The organism is Sphingobacterium faecale, from assembly GCF_016746095.1.
Taxonomy (GTDB): domain Bacteria; phylum Bacteroidota; class Bacteroidia; order Sphingobacteriales; family Sphingobacteriaceae; genus Sphingobacterium; species Sphingobacterium faecale.
In genome coordinates, this window is sequence record NZ_JAERTY010000012.1 from 63,671 (window position 1) to 82,456 (window position 18,786).

At 42.1% G+C, this 18,786-nt stretch carries 15 protein-coding genes; 12 read left to right on the forward strand and 3 right to left on the reverse strand.

Translation table 11 applies throughout. The features are described from left to right. Nucleotides 1-144: 144 nt before the first annotated feature. Entirely contained in the window at nucleotides 145-1,134 is a 990-nt protein-coding gene (locus JKG61_RS19810; RefSeq protein WP_202104747.1) for a helix-turn-helix transcriptional regulator, read from the reverse strand. A 103-nt stretch (nucleotides 1,135-1,237) separates the two neighbouring features. Here JKG61_RS19810 and JKG61_RS19815 point away from each other — a divergent pair, with 103 nt between their 5' ends. The 4 genes from JKG61_RS19815 (at nucleotide 1,238) to JKG61_RS19825 (ending at nucleotide 8,574) form a co-directional block, all read left to right on the forward strand. Then, nucleotides 1,238-3,706, forward strand: coding sequence for a TonB-dependent receptor domain-containing protein (locus tag JKG61_RS19815; RefSeq protein WP_202104748.1), 2,469 nt, complete (start codon nucleotides 1,238-1,240; stop codon nucleotides 3,704-3,706). 14 nt (nucleotides 3,707-3,720) lie between these two features. Next, on the forward strand, nucleotides 3,721-4,911 hold the full coding sequence (locus JKG61_RS22990; protein WP_237249554.1) for a PepSY-associated TM helix domain-containing protein: 1,191 nt from the start codon (nucleotides 3,721-3,723) through the stop codon (nucleotides 4,909-4,911). 47 nt (nucleotides 4,912-4,958) lie between these two features. After that, the gene (locus JKG61_RS19820) at nucleotides 4,959-7,337 is read left to right on the forward strand and encodes a TonB-dependent receptor (protein WP_237249556.1); all 2,379 of its coding nucleotides are present in this window, start codon (nucleotides 4,959-4,961) and stop codon (nucleotides 7,335-7,337) included. Nucleotides 7,338-7,494: 157 nt separating this feature from the next. Continuing rightward, nucleotides 7,495-8,574 (forward strand): hypothetical protein, encoded by a 1,080-nt coding sequence (locus tag JKG61_RS19825; protein ID WP_202104750.1) that lies wholly within the window; start codon nucleotides 7,495-7,497, stop codon nucleotides 8,572-8,574. A 163-nt stretch (nucleotides 8,575-8,737) separates the two neighbouring features. Here JKG61_RS19825 and JKG61_RS19830 read toward each other — a convergent pair whose 3' ends face one another. Continuing rightward, complete coding sequence (locus tag JKG61_RS19830) at nucleotides 8,738-9,328, reverse strand: hypothetical protein (protein ID WP_237249555.1); 591 nt, start codon at nucleotides 9,326-9,328, stop codon at nucleotides 8,738-8,740. 332 nt (nucleotides 9,329-9,660) lie between these two features. On the opposite strand from JKG61_RS19830, the gene JKG61_RS19835 reads away from it, so the two are divergent. Together JKG61_RS19835 and rocD are read left to right on the forward strand one after the other, a co-directional pair. After that, entirely contained in the window at nucleotides 9,661-9,963 is a 303-nt protein-coding gene (locus JKG61_RS19835) for a hypothetical protein (RefSeq protein WP_202104751.1), read from the forward strand. 194 nt (nucleotides 9,964-10,157) lie between these two features. Next, complete coding sequence (gene rocD / locus JKG61_RS19840) at nucleotides 10,158-11,399, forward strand: ornithine--oxo-acid transaminase (protein WP_202104752.1); 1,242 nt, start codon at nucleotides 10,158-10,160, stop codon at nucleotides 11,397-11,399. 167 nt (nucleotides 11,400-11,566) lie between these two features. On the opposite strand, the gene JKG61_RS19845 is transcribed toward rocD, so the two are convergent. Then, on the reverse strand, nucleotides 11,567-12,139 hold the full coding sequence (locus JKG61_RS19845; protein ID WP_202104753.1) for a hypothetical protein: 573 nt from the start codon (nucleotides 12,137-12,139) through the stop codon (nucleotides 11,567-11,569). Between the two features lie 414 nt (nucleotides 12,140-12,553). On the opposite strand from JKG61_RS19845, the gene JKG61_RS19850 reads away from it, so the two are divergent. From JKG61_RS19850 to JKG61_RS19875, 6 genes are all read left to right on the forward strand, one after another. After that, nucleotides 12,554-12,733 (forward strand): hypothetical protein, encoded by a 180-nt coding sequence (locus JKG61_RS19850; RefSeq protein ID WP_202104754.1) that lies wholly within the window; start codon nucleotides 12,554-12,556, stop codon nucleotides 12,731-12,733. 101 nt (nucleotides 12,734-12,834) lie between these two features. Further along, a complete protein-coding gene (locus JKG61_RS19855) occupies nucleotides 12,835-14,511 on the forward strand; it encodes a tetratricopeptide repeat-containing sensor histidine kinase (protein WP_202104755.1) in 1,677 nt (558 codons plus the stop codon). A 13-nt stretch (nucleotides 14,512-14,524) separates the two neighbouring features. Beyond that, on the forward strand, nucleotides 14,525-15,190 hold the full coding sequence (locus JKG61_RS19860) for a response regulator (protein WP_202104756.1): 666 nt from the start codon (nucleotides 14,525-14,527) through the stop codon (nucleotides 15,188-15,190). Nucleotides 15,191-15,765: 575 nt separating this feature from the next. Then, nucleotides 15,766-16,776 carry a hypothetical protein gene (locus JKG61_RS19865; protein ID WP_202104757.1) on the forward strand — a complete coding sequence of 337 codons (1,011 nt, stop codon included), beginning with the start codon at nucleotides 15,766-15,768 and terminating at the stop codon, nucleotides 16,774-16,776. Between the two features lie 100 nt (nucleotides 16,777-16,876). Beyond that, nucleotides 16,877-17,434, forward strand: coding sequence for an RNA polymerase sigma factor (locus JKG61_RS19870; RefSeq protein ID WP_202104758.1), 558 nt, complete (start codon nucleotides 16,877-16,879; stop codon nucleotides 17,432-17,434). Nucleotides 17,435-17,522: 88 nt separating this feature from the next. Continuing rightward, a complete protein-coding gene (locus JKG61_RS19875) occupies nucleotides 17,523-18,716 on the forward strand; it encodes a FecR family protein (protein ID WP_202104759.1) in 1,194 nt (397 codons plus the stop codon). Nucleotides 18,717-18,786 lie beyond the last annotated feature (70 nt).

The window sequence follows — 18,786 nt, forward strand, 5'->3', positions numbered from 1 at the left end:
AAACAAAATATCCGTGTTTTATCTGTTAGACTAAACATAATTAGATCTTTTATCCCCTTGTGGCAGTCATCCGTCCTAAAAACTACAACTATCTATTAGGTGTCAAATTATGGTATTAGTGATCAAAGCGCCATATAAAACGCTTTATACAGTCGACAACGAGAACCCTTTGGATCTGACCTCGCTAGGCCGACAGTTGTAGTATTGTGAGAATAACTGACTAAAATGATGCGGATATTTAAAACCACAAGAGTAAGAGATCGTCTTGATATCGAGATTGCTGTGTTGCAATAAGTGCATAGCATGTTTTATTCTAGACTTTCGGATGTGACCGAATACGGTGTCGCCATACCGCTCTTTGAAGGCCTTCTTAAGTTTAAACTCATTGATACCAAAAGCGCGGCTTATTTTTTTTAGACTGAGTTCTTCAGCAAAATGGCTGTCTAGGTAAGACTTTATTTCGGACAGTGTGAGTAGGTCCTGATTGTTCCAGGTGCTTCCTTCAATAGAATCTGTGCCTGCTGTAAATACGGATAGGATGATCTCGATAGCTTTGCAACGTATGTATTCTTCGGCAAAACGACCGTGATAAGAATGATCTATAAGATTGCGGATGAGAACGCTTTGATCAAGAGTTATGGGAATAGCTTTTTTGAAGAATGTCCATCCATGTTTTTGAAAATGTTCGCTGAGCTGCGGCTTTGTAAAACCTTGTGCCTGGAGCAGATCCAGCAAGAAGTCAAAGTCGATATGTATGTCCAGTACGCTGCGTGAGGAGGGGTAGTAGATGGTTCCGGATGTGGGAGGAAGATATATAAATTGTTGTTGACCGGAGCATATAGCGATCTCCCTACCACTAATATCCGAAAATATAGAATGGCCTGTTATCTCGAACTGAAATTTGACGAGATCCTCGGGATGATCTATCAAAAGCTGAAAAGGATCAAGAACAGCCCAGTCCTGATAACACACGACAAATTGACCAAAATGATGATAGTACATGTTGCCAGATACGGCACTATTAGATAGTAATTTATGTTTAAAGCCTTTTTGAGGCTCCTGCTTGACATCCTTTGAAAAGACTGCATTCAAAATAGTATCCCCATAAAATTCCCGTAAGGTGAGACTCTTCATTTTTCCGTTTTTTGATTCTTATAATCCGTAATCTGTTATCGCAGGAGTAACAAAGTTAATACTTTTGCGCTTGTTATTTGTACTTATTCTAAATAAAAACAAGATGTTTTATAATTTATCGAAAATACAAGACTTGCTAGCAGTAGTAGCATTGTTGATATTTGGTCCACTTTACGGACTTGCACAAAACCGGATAGCATTGTCTGGGGAAGTGTATACGGCAGATGGAAGGCCATTGGCTTACGCAAATGTTAAATTGACGGGTACGCCTTATACGGCACGTGTCGATGAGCAGGGAAAATTCGCCATGCAGATACCCGAAGGTACTTATGTTTTGTTTGTGAGCTATGCTAATTATACGGTAGTCGAGCAGACAATCCAGACGAAAGGTCAATCGTCATTAGTTTTGCCACGTATCGTGGTGCCATCCAAGGCCAATGAACTACGCGAAGTAGTGGTATCCGATATTCAGAAGAATAAATTTGCGCGTAAAGAAACGGACGATATCGCCAGAATGCCTTTGGCTAATCTACAGAATGCGCAGGCTTATTCCGTGATCAGTAAGGATTTTATGCAGGAGATAGCAGCGACTGATTATAACAGTGCCTTGTCGCATGTACCTGGAGTGATAGTCACGACGGGAGTGAATGACAATGGAAATGGAATAAGCCTAAGGGGATTTTCCAATAGTGGCACCGGGAATACGAATATGGTACGGAATGGCTTACCGATTAATTCCAGGGCTATATCAGAAATCTTCAACTTGGAGAAAGTGGAGGTGATCAAGGGGCCTTCGGCTACATTATTCGGTGCAGAGGTGACCTCCTACGGTGGTATCATAAATAATGTGACCAAGCGTCCATACGAGTCGTTTCGGGGTGAGGTCAATTACACAACGGGGAGCTTCGGCATGAATAGGCTGACTGCAGATATCAATACACCGCTCAATAGTGACCGCACAGCCTTGGGAAGATTCAACGTGATGGGGATGCTTAATAATGGGTTTCAGAATGAGGGTAAAGTGACGGCCATGGGGTTTGCGACGAGTCTCGCTTTTAAAGCGGGAGAAAAAACGATTGTCCGCTTTGATGCTGACGTGTATAACACGACCAAGCCATTGGTCGCTTATCTCCGGAATACCGATAAGCTGAGTTTTGCAAATCTTAAGGAATATGGAATGCCTTATGATCGTTCCCTGACATCTAATGATATCGCGACCAACCGGACAAATGTCAATATCAGCGCTGAAATAGAACATCAGCTATCGGATAATTGGTCCTCGCGTACCTCTTATCTGTTTAATAACAGTGGTGATAAGGGATCTGTATTCATGGTGCCCATGGTGGTGGATGATACGCGTATCGAAAGACGCTACCGTATTTTTGATGACTATAACCTCAATTTCTCCGTTATACAGCAGAATTTTAACGGTAACTATACCATTGGTGAGGTAAAAAATAAGGTTTTGCTCGGTGTCGATGCTACGCTTTATACGGAGAAGAACCTGTTTATGGTACCTTATTTTGCAATATATGATACGGTGGGGGTACACGATAAAGCATGGAAGCCGCTGACACGGTCGGAAGTAGAAAACTCAAGAGGAAAACGTAGCTATGGAGATGGGGTGGACAATGCTAAATACAATGTGGTTAGTGCCTATTTTTCCAATGTGACCAATATATCAGATCGCTTGTTTTTGATGCTGAGCGGACGGGTCAATCGATTTCATCAAGGTAAGCGAATGTCTTATTCTCCCGGACAGCCCCAGATCGTAGACGAACAGGGGAACATCGAACAAAAGCAAACAGATGCTTCTTACAGTGAGTTGGAGGGCTATAACCAGGTTAACTTCTCGCCCAAGATAGGACTGGTGTATCAACCTATTAAAGATCAGGTTTCCATATTCGCCAATTATATGAATGGATTTACAAACGTGGCGGCTTCTGATGGGCTGAGTAATCCGAACGATCTGGACTCCGAGGTGATTAAGAAAAATTGGCGCCCTGAGGAGGCCAACCAACTTGAGATAGGTACTAAAGTAGAGCTGTTTGACCGACTGCTGAATGCTACGGTATCCTATTATGATATAAGGGTTAAGAATCGCCTGCGTGAAGTAATAGATTATGTATACGTACAAGACGGAACATTCAACTCTAAAGGTGTGGAGATCGACCTTATTGCAAATCCTGCCCGTGGTTGGAATATGATCTTGGGCTATGGTTATAACGATAACAAGTACGTGAAAAGTGAAGACTATTCCCAAGGATTGCGTGAAGCGCATTCGCCAAAACATATCGCTAACTTTTGGACCTCCTATAAGTTCCTAGGTAGTGCTGTAAAAGGACTGGGGTTTGGTGCAGGTATGAATTATGTGGGTGCGGCATTGATGGATTATGAGGATGATTTTGAAATACCTGCATATACGGTAGTCAACGCTACTGCATTCTATGATCAACCGAAATATAGGGTCGGTCTTAAATTCAACAATATCGGAAATGTAAAGTATTGGGACATATTTGCAAGGCCGCAGCGACCTTTTGAATTTCTGGCCAATATATCTTTCAAGTTTTAAATCCGGGCAGAACGATGAGTTATATACCTAAGAGAATACCGAAGCCGGCGGCAGAAGGAATGCCACCTAAGAAAGCAGGTAAAACTTGGTTTGCTAAAATTAATGCTTGGCTACACCTGTGGCCAAGCATTATATCAGGTCTGGTGGTGGTATTTGTATGCCTGACGGGAACATTGATTGTCTATTGTGATGAGATTATGGAATGGAGCGCTGCTGATGCCCGATACGTCGAAGTACAGCATCAACGCAGTACATCGGATCAGTTGATCCAATCTATACGTGATTTTGACCCTGAGCTGCAACTGTCCGAGTTGGTGTATTTTAATGATCCTGAGCGAAGTGTCCGGGTGCGTGCTTTTCATAAGAAGACACATAAACTTACTTTTCTATATGTAGATCCCTACAGTGCTAAGGTACTGAAGGCCGATACATCAGCGCACTTTTTTTATATCACGGCACATCTGCATTCCGCTTTGCTGGCAGGGCAGGTAGGCAGTTGGGTTGTCTTAATATGCACCATTATTTTCTTTCTAAGCTGTATCACCGGCTTGGTGCTGTGGTGGCCCAAGCGCTGGACAAAGAAAACGGTGCAAGATAGTTTTACCATCAAGTGGAAAGCGCGATTTAAAAGGTTCAATTACGACTTGCACAATGTATACGGTTTCTATTCGCTCCTGTTGTGTTTTGTGCTGAGCCTTACGGGGATTGTTATATTTTTCCATTCGCTGGGAGATCTTATTACTTCGGCCTTTGGTGGAGCAGATGAGCACATTGAAGAGGTGTTGGGCCAATACCAAGCTGAGCGTACTTCGTATGATATCAGTGCATTGGCCTATCAGACCCTGGCCGATCACCCTAAAGAAAAAAATGCAGCGATATGGGTTTATACCTTGGACGAAGCAGGGGTATATGTGTTTCGTCTCGGTGTTGCAGGACTGAAGAGTACCGAAGGGCAAAAGCTTAGCGTGTACGATCGGTACACGGGCGCCTCGTTGGCTATACCAAGGCCGCAACGTATACATGAGGAAGTGGAAAATGTGATATGGCAATTGCATATGGGGCAGTGGTGGGGGCAGTTTGGCAAGCTGTCGACTTTTCTGGCTGGGGTAATAGCGACATCATTACCGATCACCGGCTTTCTGATCTGGTGGGGCCGCCGGAAAAAGAAACCAAAGAGAAAAACAGTAAAGGCGACTCTGTCTTAGTATTTATGTTCATTATGCAAGATAATATGATGTATTCAACGGCGATAATGACTGCTACCCTTGTCCTTTGTGCTACCTTGGAGATCTATGCGCAGAGCGGGGTGAGAGGTTATGTACTGGATAGCCATAAACAGCCTGTTCCGAAAACCAGTGTGATTGCTTCATCACAAACAGCGACGGAAAGCTATCAGACGTCTACGGATCATCAGGGGCTGTTCCAAATGGATCTCCCCCAAGGAAAGTATGTGTTGGATATATATCATATGGGCTATGAGAGACACAGGATATCGGTCGATGTAGTACCTCAAATTTGTACCGTCCTCGATACGATACCGCTCGTGGCGGAAAGTCAGCAACTGGAAGAAATTACGGTACAGGGAACAAGGAGACTTATCGAACAGAAGAACGACCGGACAGTGATCAATGTAGAAAATAGTATTCTGGCCTCGGGAGCGACTGCGCTGGAACTCCTAAAACGAGCGCCATCACTGCGGGTCGATGAGGAGGATCATATCTATATGAGAGGTAAGTCGGATATTGGTATTCTGATCAATGGTAAGCTTTCTTACCTATCGGACAAAGAGATCACCAATATGCTGAAAAGTATGCCATCGGAATCGATAAAACGTATTGAGTTAATAAGTAATCCTTCGGCAAAATTCGATGCCAAAGGGGTGGCTGGAATGATCAATATCGTCATGAAGCAACCAACGGCTCAAGCATTGTCTGGCAGTGTGCATACTTTTGGTGGTGCGGGTAGGAAGGAACGTTACGGACTAGGGGCTACCCTTGGAGGGCAAAAAGATAGATGGCGATGGCAAGGGGGAATAGAATATGCGTACCGGGGGGAAGAGGAGTTTCGAAACTTTGATCGGCTTTACACGGGGATAGAAGGCGGTAAATCACTTCAATACGCTAGGACAGACGAACCGCTGCGTACACAACAGGCTAGAGCGGGACTGGAATATGTACCTACGGATAGAACGAGTATAGGTGTGCTATGGACGGGCAATTTTGGGGTATATAAGAGTTCTAGTAAGGGGTATAACGACATCTATACGCCGACTGGGGAGCGAAGTGTACATACCCTTACGGATAATACAAATGATAGCCGCTGGCAAACGCATAATGTGGGATTTAACCTGGTGCAAAAGATCGGAAAAAAAAGCGAGCTGAGTGCGGATTGGGATATCCTATACTCGACTTACAAAGCGGATCAGATACTGCGTTCCTCTATACAGAAATATGAAAATGGTCATTCCGGACTGGAAGCCCGTCGCAACGCGACCCCGTCAACAACATACCTGCAGATAGCAAAGGTAGACTATCAGTACCAATGGAACGAGTCATTGACAGCGGAGGCTGGATGGAAGAGTAGCTGGATGGAATCCGACAATAATAGCCGATCGGACACATGGAAGAGTGAGCAATGGGTGGCAGACTTACAGAATAGTAACCACTTTGTGTATAAAGAACAGATCCATGCGGCCTATGCGAATTTCAATCTGTCATTGGACCATTGGGGAGTCGTTGCGGGGGTACGTACAGAACATACCAAAGCGGATGGCGAGTTAAAAACAGATGGAAGAACGCTGAACAGGGACTATATAGATTTTTTTCCTGCTGTTTCATTTCGATATGAGATCAATGCTAAGAATCAGATCCAGTTGTCCTACAGTCGCCGGATCAATCGTCCCGATTACGAAGATCTTAACCCATTCGGGTATTATGTGGATGCGTATGTCTATTGGGAAGGCAATCCGCTATTGCAGCCTGAATTGGCCAGTTCTTATGAATTGAAATATAGCTTTAATCGAGATCTGCTGTTTTCTTTTTACTATACGGATGTAAAGGATGTGATGACTTCGGTGCTCACACAGCTACCTCAGGAAAATAAAACGATTCGTAGTGTGCATAATATTAAAGGCTTCCAAAATTACGGGGTCAATATGGATTACTCTTTCTCGTTAATGCCTTTCTGGTCTGCCCAATGGAATGTTAATGCCTTTGAAAATAACTATTTTGGCAGTTTTGGAGGCGAGCAGATCGCTAATCGGTTATGGTCTTATACGGTACAGACTAACCACAATTACCGCCTGCCCAAACGCTGGTCTGCCGAATGGACTGCTGCCTACGAGAGTCCACAGACAGATGGCGTCTTTCGGCAGAAAGCAAGTGGCTATGTTTCGTTAGGGCTGATGAAAAAAATGTTTGACGACAAGCTTAATCTGAAATTAGCTGTGGATGATATATTTAAGACAGGCCGTTATCGCACGACTTCTTCCGTAGCGGATGTCTATATGGATCAGCGAATAGATTTAGATAGCCGCGTGTGGCGTATCAGTATCAGTTATTCCTTTGGTAAAAATGGGACTGATAGGAAGATGAAAGATAATGAACAACAACGTCGGGTGAGAGGGATGTAATTATCGCTACCGCGGTTACTGTAATTGCGGTAACGATAGTAAAGTTGTTTTTTGACGTGTATCCCTGTTTTCAGCCAATTTTGTATGATATGCCGCCGATGTCTTGCTGGATTCTGTGATTACTGATATATTCGCTAATAAAATAGAACTCGCACAGATGAAATCCTTATATCAATTTTTACTCGTTTCTACCATCGTAGGTACAGTCACCGCATGTAATTCAACGCATAAAAAATCGGAATCGGACAAAGTGGAAGTACAGGCTACACCGCGGGGGGGCACTTTGGCGGATTTTAAGAAGATAAAAGGGGTGGACAATGTGCAGGAGGTGCCCTTTCAATTGTTTACCAAGCTGGACTCCGTCCATTTTTTTACAGCGCCCAGTGCGGATTCCACTTCCCTGAAGGTGCAGCGCCACGACCTGGATAATTATTATGGCTTTGAGGAGGTCGGTGACTTCTATGCGATACATTATAGCATCGGGAATAATATCTCCAATAGTATCGAGGCTTACGTCCTGAAATCGGAATTTACAGCTTCATTTGATCTGACGCTGAAAGGGGCAAAGCTGGATGAGATCAGAAGCAGTAACTATAAAACTGTGGATGATTTTAAGAATAAGTCGTTTGATAAATATGGGACGATAGCCGAAGTATCGGAGCAGGAGTTTCTAAAAGCATCACAGCACAGGGTTGATGAAGTCCTGGTAAAGCATCCGGATGTCAAACTGAAGAACAATATCTGGACGTACACGGATAGAGACAGGGAGTATAGTATTACCCCGTATGAGAATACCTCGGAAGAAGAAGGTACTTTTTACAATGCATATATCGGCCAATCGAAGTTTATGGGGCTACAGGTATTTCACGAAAGTTCGGATGCTACAAATGAGACTTACTACACGTTTTATGAGCCGCTGGCTGCGGTCAGGTATGATCTGTATGCCGCAGGTTATCCGCAGGTTCTCCCAGCCAGAAGCTGCCTGTCGTGGGTTACTTCCAACTCCAGTGTCGGTAGTGATTTTGTGATCAGCAGGTATGTGCCTCAGGAAAAGGGGCAGCAAGGCCTGTTGTATGTCAACTTTACCAATTTCAAAATAGCGGATGATGAAAAAGCATTCTGGGCAGATAAGAATACATATTATGCAGCGGTGTATCCGCTCAATTCGGCTCCTGCAAAAGGTAAGGTCCAAAAGATGGCTTTCGTAAAGATACAGGTCAAAGAGGAATTGTTTTAATCGGCGTATAATCTCCTAATGAAGTCCTTGCGGGAGGTGATTTTTTAAACAAACACAGTGGAGTTTTAATGACAGTAGAAGTAAACGTCACCTCGGGAACCTTGTGGAGAGGTCTACAAACTGTACAGGGTTAAATAGTTTCTAGATAGTGCTATACCTGGAATTAATCTACAAACTCCGTTTTGCAGTAATCAATTTTATAACCGCCATTTTCAAGGACTAGGGTAACCTCATTCTGTGTTTTTATACCCTCGCCATAATCGATAGATACACGGTAGACATTGTCTTTGAGTTTCGCAATATCCAGCTTTTTGAGTTCTCCCATATCGCCATTGCCTCTCCCGAACAACCACATTTCACGCTCTTCGATGGGATAGATTTTGGACCATTTGTCTTTATAGCGTTTCTCGGCAGCAGGATATTCTTCCTCAGTGAGGTTTGAAGGGCCGTAGAGTTCTCCTGATTCGGTGATGAATTCCTGGAATTGCTTGGTACACAGTATTTCTTCCACATTGTACGCAGGGAAGTATTTATCCGAGGTTTTGGTCTTGAAAATGTTTTTCAGCCACTCTTGCCCCTCATCATGGGGGGTGTCAGGCGCTGCTTCTTTTTGAATTGCTTCAGGAGCGGATTCCTGATGGTTCGTAGCGGCTGTTGCAGAATCGACTGTTTTTTGCGTAGACTCGCTGTTTGTTTGACTGCAGGCACTTATCAAAAAAGCATATAAGCAGATCGGTAAAAATTTTATATACATACTATCTCTTTTGCTAGAATAGACTTCAATATTAAGAACAATTGGGGAAAAAGGCAATCCCTATTATAGATCACTGGTAAAAAACGGAATTATTTATTTGGGGCTGTATAAAAGTTTTCTTTAATTCACTGCAAACTGACCAACTCATAGACCCTGGGATTACGCTCTGAATATGATGTAAATTAATTGTCTGCCGGTTCGGAATTTTGCTTTATTTAATCCTAAGAAAACTTGTTCATCAGTGCAGTAATTGCTAGTTGTACTAAACAGATTGCTTCTTAATTTGTTATATATAGTACAGGAGCATATATATAAACACATAAGGAGATCGGATGAAAACTATATTTAACTATGAATCGGCTAGCGTAGCACTCAAAAAATTAAGTGAAAAAGGATATACAATTGATTTCAATATCCATTTTGACCACCTGCTTGATCAGGCTGATACCTACATTATTGATTATCTGTACCGCTATGAGGGAGCGACAGATCCGGGGGATGAGTCTACCGTATATGGTATAAGGAATACGAGCACCGACGCTAAAGGAGTATTTGTGGCGGGAGATCTTGGGCAGATAGAAGGTAAGAAGCGTGATATTATAGTGAGTTTGGAGATGAGGTCGAGAAATAGCTGATATCGGAGACATTCAGCCTTTATTTTTGAATAAAATCTTGTGAAATTCTATTTTTTACATACCTTTTATTGAATTTGGTGTTTGATTTTTTGGTGCGCTAATATTTTTCTAGCTTTGAGAAAATAGTAATTTTATTTTCTGCTATGCGAGTATATACCGGCATAGCGGAAAAAGAAAAAAACAAGCGTAAACTTATGAATCACAATTATCAGATTCCCCAAAAAACCGCTTCGTATATCGAGGTTGAAGAAAAACACGGAGCACACAATTATCATCCTCTGCCTGTTGTTTTATCAAAGGGGCTCGGAGCTAAGGTATGGGATGTAGAAGGGAAAGAGTATTTTGATTTTTTGTCTGGATACTCGGCAGTAAACCAAGGACATTGCCATCCGGATATCATTAAAGCATTGACGGATCAGGCGCAGGAGTTGACATTGACTTCGCGTGCCTTTCACAGTGATAAAATGGCCGGATATACGAAATATATCACGGATTATTTTGGCTACGATAAGGTGCTTCCGATGAACACCGGGGTGGAAGCTGTAGAAACGGCATTAAAGCTAGCACGTAAGTGGGGCTATGAGGTAAAAGGTGTAAAAGAAGACCAGGCTAAGATCATTACCGTAGAAGGAAACTTTCATGGCCGTACGATCAACGTAATCTCTTTCAGCACCGATGAGACCGCCAAAGGTGGATTCGGTCCCTTTGTATCGGGTTATGTGACAATTCCGTATAATGACCTGAATGCCTTGGAAGCTGCAGTCAAAGATCCTAATGTAGTAGCGCTATTGGTAGAACCTATACAAGGAGAAGCTGGCGTATATGTGCCTGACGCTGGTTATTTGTCATCTAGCTATAAAATCTGCAAAGACAATAATGTTTTATTTATAGCCGATGAGATACAGACAGGATTGGCCCGTACAGGTAAAATGCTGGCCTGTGATCATGAATCGGTTAGAGCAGATATTTTGATACTCGGTAAAGCATTGAGTGGAGGTGTATTGCCGATATCTGCTGTGCTCGCCGATGATGAAATCATGCTCTGTATCAAAGCTGGAGAGCACGGATCGACTTATGGTGGTAATCCGTTGGCCTGTGCGGTAGCTATAGCGGCACTGGAAGTGTTGAAAAATGAAAATCTGGCGGATAAGTCAGAACAATTGGGGCAGTTGTTCAGAACGGAACTGGAAAACCTAAACCATAAATATATTCAACAGGTACGTGGCAAAGGATTGTTAAATGCCGTGGTAATTAATCATGCTAATCCGGATGCGGCTCAGCATCTTTGTATCGAATTGATGAAAAATGGACTATTGGCTAAACCAACACACGGTGACAAAATCCGGTTTGCACCACCATTGGTAATTTCTGAAAGCCAGCTTTTTGAAGCGATTGAAATTATCAGGAAAAGTCTGGCGGTCTTGGATCAGATCTAAGACGCCTATATGTATCGATCAATTAAAAGCCGTCTCTCTCCAAGAGATGGCTTTTTGTCTATAGTAGATATGCCAAAGGCCAACAGATGAGAATTAGAGCACGTTAGGTAAAAGCTAGGGGGCGATAGGTATTTATTGATCAATGGTTCCAAATATTAACAATGCGCTTAGTCTCTGGCAATGAATACGGCGGCTACTGTAGATAGTATGCCGATCGATAATAGTAATTTGAGACCATTTCGGACAGATACCTGTGACGATCCCGATTGGGGCGTTCTCACATTCTTTTCCCTCATTTTATTAGTGGTTTTTAATGGCGGGATATATTCCTGCCTTTTTTCGTTTTCGGGATTTCCGTTTTTTATTATAGAACCAGCTAGGTAATTCTCACGCCATTGACGGTAAGGCCGCGGTTGGAAATCTATCAGTATAGCAAGCATCTTGACGATATCCTCCGATGGATTGGATGTATACCCAAGGATATAGTTCCGCAGGGGCCTGAACTTGTCCAGATCATACCTCCGGATATGGGTGTCCAGCTCCGCATACTCTCCGCGGTACTTAAAAAAATGTACAAACGTATCTTGATCTTCCGGTGATAACCCTCCAGCCATAAGCAAGAGAAATAAATTCCGCAAATCTCCAGGTGACGGTTTTTCCAACTCATCGTATGGAAGGGACCTGTCATTCTTTTTCATTAGGTATGCAGCCCTGACTGCTTCTTTAAATATCTCGAACATACAACAAAGTTAAGCTCCTCCGTAGTCGGAATTTACGGAAACCCGTAAGTAGATCGGTTTTTTAATAAGCCGCATCTGACCGGAATTTTTGGAAAATAAACAACCATCACGGAATAGTATTGGAAGTATTGGAAACATCGGAATCGTTTGTTTTTTAGTCGATTGCGTGGTTTATGTTTGCTTTAGTAAATCACAATAGACAGGGTGTTGCTACTAGTGCAGACGAATGTTGTTGAGATTTTTAAAGGCATATAGCACGGGAAATTTAAACCGGATTGGGAAGCAGTTTTTGTCTCCCGTACTATATGTCACCACTTCCCAAAAAGTTCAGAAGGCCTTCTGAAGACAAACGTAGCAATCTCGTGCGTGGAGCATTGGACCTACCTGTTTTTAGACTTTTAAATTTTTTGACCTATGTGGCATTTAATTATCGCCTTGTTTATGGCGGGCAGCTTTTCTATGCAGTTAACAACTCAAGTTAAACAACCTATTGAAGGAAATATAATAGTAAAGGGAGAACGACCCAAAGGTGGAGACAAAGGTGATATACGTCCCCCCATCCCTAAACCAAAAGGATTAAGATACACCGCTTAAAAATATAAGACGGCTGAATGCCGTCTTATATTTTACTTTTTCGTAGATTAAGGGCATAATTGAGTGCCTTGAGATCTATAAAGTTATTTTTGAATTTTATTTTGATTATTTTTTTTTCCTGTACGGCAAGTGAAAAGAGGGAAAAAAAAGTTGATGGAGCAAAGTTGGATCTCTCCGCACATTACCAGTGTGCCTTTGATTTTTTGGATGAAGGGAGGCTAGACAGTGCTTTTGCTACATTTGAAAAAATGAAGAATATCGCTGTAGAAGCCAAAGATAGTCTTAATGCCGCTAGCTGCCTTATCCAAATGGCGATTACACTCAACAATATAGGCGATTACCTGACTTCACAAGAGTTGTCGTTGGAAGCCCATTCATATCTCGATACGGCTAATGTCGATCACGCTCAATATCTGAGTTCAAATTATAATAACCTCGGTAATGTTACTGGGGAATTAAAAGAGGATGAAAGAGCCCTGCTCTTTTATGATCAAGCGATTTATTATTCAGGAGACTCGACAAATACCAAAGTGGTTATGAATAATAAAGCCAGAACGCTGTCTGCTATTGGCAAAGAACACGAGGCTTTGGGTATATATGAGGAAATTTTGAAAAGTGAATACAAAAATACGCAAGGGTATGCCCGAGCGTTGACAAACTATGCTTTTCAAAAAGGAATAATAGATGAAAGTTATGATCCTTTACCGGATATGCATAAAGCGTTGCAGACTCGGTTAACCCAAGGTGACGACTGGGGACTAAATTCAAGTTTGGCTTATTTGACTATCTTCTATGGCGATAAAAATCCAGATTCGGCTCTGTACTATGCGGAGAGAAGGCACGATATAGCGACAGCCTTAAATAGTGTCGACGATCGTCTCGATGCTTTAACACATTTGATTAAATTTAGCCCTGTAGAGAGATCAAAAGTGTATTTTAAAGACTATATAGCGCTGAATGATAGTATACAGCTTGTTCGGCTTAAAGCAAAAAATCAATTTGCATTGATACGTTATGAAGTAGAGAAGAATAAAGCAGACAACCTCCGGCTTCAGAATGAAGTCAATGATAAAATGTATCGGATCAATATGCAGTATCTACTCACTACTGCTATCGTCGTAGTATTTGCGCTGATCGGTGTTTTTAGTTTTTTCTGGTATAAGCGACGAAGGCAGCGTCTTGTTCTTGAAGCCAACAACCGTATAAAAGCAAGCCAGTTAAAGACTTCCAGAAAAGTCCATGATGTGGTGGCTAATGGATTGTATCGGGTGATGACCGAGATCGAAAATAGAGAGGACATCGATCGGGAAGGAATATTGGACCGCCTGGAGAATATGTATGAAAAGTCAAGAGATATTTCCTACGAAGTTGAAGACGCAATAGTAGCCAGCCGACAATCGTACAGCGAATTGTTGGGAGAGATGCTGCATTCTTATGCAACAGAAAGCCGGCAGGTTATAATAGCTGGTAATGAAGCTGACATGTGGGATTCTATCGCAGCAAATGTTAAAGACGAAATTGGAAATGTGATTCAGGAGCTTATGGTCAACATGAGGAAACACAGCCAGGCAGACCGGGTAGTTCTACGCTTCGAACGCCAAGGAGATAGACTAAATATCTATTACATCGATAATGGCGTCGGTTTTTCGGATGATGTCTCCAAAGGGAACGGTTTAAATAATACGGGAACCCGTATGGAAAACATAAACGGTACTATTAAATTTGTCAGTGAGCGAGGAGGGGGACTGAAAGTACATATTTCAATTCCCATTCGCTGAAAAAATAATCTCTATGTTTAGAAAAGTACTTATTGCAGAAGATCATGAAATAGCCAATATTTCTGTTCAGAAAACACTTCAGGAGGTTGGGATAATAGATACCAAATATGTCTATTACTGTGATGATGCGTTAAGCTGGGTACGTAACGCGCTGCGCGACGACGAACCTTATGATTTGTTGATTACCGACCTGTCGTTTGAGGATGATTATAACCAACAACGGATTACGGGAGGCATAGAGTTGATCAAAGAGGTGAAGGCAGTGCAACCGGATATAAAAATTATGGTATTTTCAGCAGAGAATAGGGGGAATGTCATAGAACAGCTCTTTAGTAAGTATGGTATACACGGCTACGTCCGAAAAGCCAGAAGAGATGCCCAGCATCTAAAAGAGGCATTACAGGCTATCGCGGATGGACGTAGCTATCAATCTTCTGACATCAAGCAGGCCATACGTAATCGAAATTCACACGATTTCAGCTCGCTGGATCTCAATATTGTATCATTGCTGGCAGAAGGCGTGTTGCAGAAAAACATTCCTCAGCATCTGCAGGAGCGTGATATCAGGCCATCAGGATTGAGTAGTATTGAGAAGCGGCTGTGTTTAATGAAGGATTTACTGGGGTTCTCAAAGAACGAACAATTGGTCGCTTATTGTAAGGATATAGGGCTCATTTGATAAAAAAATCACTTTACGGTTTCCCGTAAACTTTTACTTATTCTTCTGTTTACTTTTGTGGGTGTAAGAAGGGGACATAATATAAACAGTATTATAGTGATCCAAGGCTTACATACAAACACAGCAGCTGGCCATGAGCATGTTCTTTGGTTCGAATATCATTTCCTTCTTAGTGAAGGAGCTATTACCAATTCCATCATAATGACGAAGAGAATCTGCGACCTGTTGACATATCACAATGAAAGCTTCGGTGACCTAGAGCCGACATTGTAACGGTGTCAACAGGGACATGGTCATACTGATTTCTACCTATCAGACCTTTAGGACAACGTGTTAAAATAATACGACCACGGCGAACTTTATTTGGTTGTTTTAAAATTTAGTATTATTTTAGTTGTTAAATAAATATTAAGTAATCAAATTAAACCTTTTTTAATCAGTTTTTTTGTGTGGCTTTTAGTGTTTTGAAAATTCATATAAACTTAACATAAGCCTTGATTTAAAAGGATAACTTTGTGTTTTTACTAATTTCTGACTACTGGGGCGGTCCACTCGACAGAAAATTAGCGAAAAATATGAAATCAGTTATTTTAAAGAAAACCGACATAAAGCATGTGCGTTTTGTGCCATGGTGTGTGTGTATAGGCTTGGTATATACGCTTTCAGCCTGTGATAAGGACCATGAAAAGGGATACCTTGTCGACAGTATCAAAGCTTCAGAAACGGAGAGTTTTGAAGAAAATGTGGGACAGCTTATCTGGAAGGCTGAGGGCGGTAAGGATACGCTCTATGTAGCGAGTAATTCCGCTTTAACAGTTTCGTTCGAAACAAACGAAATTAACAGTTGGGTGGAGGTAGACAAGATAGAAGCCATCCCGGGAACAAACAAGTCTCGCGTTATTTTGAACGTGGAGCCTATGGAAAAAAGTTATAAAAAGCGTGTAGGTGTGCTGAATCTCAATAATGGAGAGGCGTTTTCAGGCGTGTTTATTCGTCTGAATCAGGGCTATAATACGCGTATAGAAGAAAATTTTTCATGGCTTAAATACGGAACGGGGTCGCCTCTGGATTTGACTAAGGCTACGGCGATGACACAATGGACAGCGGCGCAGAAGCAAGTCGGTTGGATAAGCTCAAATACGGCATCTGCTCTCGGAATGAACGGGTATATGTTATTGGGGACTGCAGATAAAGGAGGTAATCTATCCTCATCTATATTTCCTGGGTTAGAAAAAGATAGTTTGTTACTGCTCACTTTTGATGCTGTAGCGTATGTCTCTAAAACGGGACTCAAAGATGATAACAAGCTGACCGTGAAATTGGTCGGAGCGGAGTTTGAAGACGGTCAGACGAGCAAAGTACTCACACTGAATTATTATGACTATCAATCTGCGCTACTTTTAAATAGTATGTGGGAGGGCGGTAGGTTTGAATTCAGGGTCAAAAAGCCGAGTCTAAACCCAACTGCATCAACAATACAGTTGCAGTTTATGACTGGCGACCAACAGGAAAAAGCAGCTAATAGGCTGTTTATAGATAATATAAACCTATATATAACAGAACAGTTTACACCGGTTAAAAAATGATGACAAAATAATTTGTTAATCTTTAAATAACCTGAAGGATATACAGATTCACTTAGTTTGCACAACCAAATAGGTCATCTGGTATTACACAATGAAAGTAATGAACGGTATTTTAGAAGATGTGGAATTTGAGCGGTTTATCTCGGGGGATGCTAAGGCCTTTCAAAAAGCTTTTGATTTCTATTTCCCGATTATCTTCCGTTACGCGCTGAGTAAAGGCACGGAAAAAGAGGATGCGGAGGATATTAGCCAGGAAGCATTTACATTGTTGTTTTTACATCGGGATAAGATTCGTACGCCTAAAGATCTGTATCCCTATTTGTACATCATTACTAAGCGTTTGTGTATATCCTTCTTTAGAAAAAAAATAAGCGGAGCCAAAACCGTCAAAGAAGCGTGTTCCGAATGGTCTGCTATATCTCTGCATCTGGAGCAGAAAATAGACTTTGGAGAACTGAATACTATTCTCCAGCAGATTATTGCCACGCTGCCTCCACAACAACAAGAGATTTATCGCCGGTTTAGACTGGAGGATGAACCACAGCGGGAGATTGCCGAAAGTATGGGGATTTCGCGCCATACCGTGAAGAACCATCTACAGGTTGCCACAAAATTAGTACGTCTAAAACTACAGAAGATGTATCTTTTTCTCTTTTAACCCTACTTTATACTTTTTTTAAAAAAAAATCATCCGTCACTAGTACATTTCTGTCTGACTCTCGTTTATAGATTTAAATTGAAAACAGTTGGACAAGAAAGAACTATATATATTGGTCAGGCGCTATCGAAAGGGGACTATTGATGCGGACAGTCTGGCACGGTTAAATCTATTCCTGGAAACGGAGGAAGGTCGGCGTTTGCTGGAGGAAACATGGGATGACGAACTTGAACCAGCGTATTATATCGGAGATGATCTGGTACGATCACGTGTGTTTCAAAAAATTGCTAACGATTCACGTATTATTCCGGAATTGACTACGGGTCGATCGGCTATTAGAACAAAATGGTACAGAATTTCTGCGGCGGCTGCTTTGTTATTGATAGGAGCGGTGTGCGCGGTATGGTGGTATAGTAACGAAGAGACGGCGAAAAACCGTCTGGCTATGCAGGAGACGGAGACGATCATGCCAGGAAGTAATAGGGCAAGGATTCAGTTTGAAGATGGTAGTTTTATTGAGTTGGATGAGATTATGTCCGATACTGTCCTAGCAGATAGGGGGCTGCGTATTTTTAAAAGAGCTGATGGTAGCATCAGTTATGCATATGACGATAATAAAGCTGTACAGCGGGAATTGTATAATACGATCGTAACACCCCGGGGCGGAGAGTATAGCCTTACCTTGCCCGACGGGTCGAAAGTATGGTTGAATGCAGCGACTAAGCTCAGGTATCCTTTGCAGTTTGAAGATGATAATAGAACGATAGAACTAGATGGGGAGGCTTATTTCGAGATCGTCAAACAGAAAAATGAGAACCATGCTGTGCCTTTTTATGTGGTGAGCGGTAATCAGAAAGTTGAAGTTTTAGGAACACAGTTTAATGTGAATACGTATGGTGCCATGTATAAGACCACCTTGGTCGAAGGAAGCGTAGCCATGCATTATAAAGGTCTTTCAGGAAATCACACGCTAAAACCTTCTCAACAGGCCGTTTTTTCGGTGCAGACGGGTACTAGTACAGTACAATATGTAGATCCTTCGTACAGTATTGCCTGGCGCTCAGGAAAGTTTGCCTTCGATAATGTGTCGATTTATGAAGTGATGGAAGAAATTGCCCGATGGTATGATATAGAAGTCAGTTTTGACGGGGATATGTCGACTGTTAGATACTCAGGGAGTATATCAAGATTTGAAAAATTTGAACAATTGTTACAATTAATAGAGTGGACCGACCTAGTAACATTTAAAGTAGATGGAAGGAGGATTACCGTCATGAAATAATGCTACTTAGCCCTAGCATAAAAAAGCAGGAACGTTGGAGCCGTCCCTGCCGGATGTTATGCCAATAGGC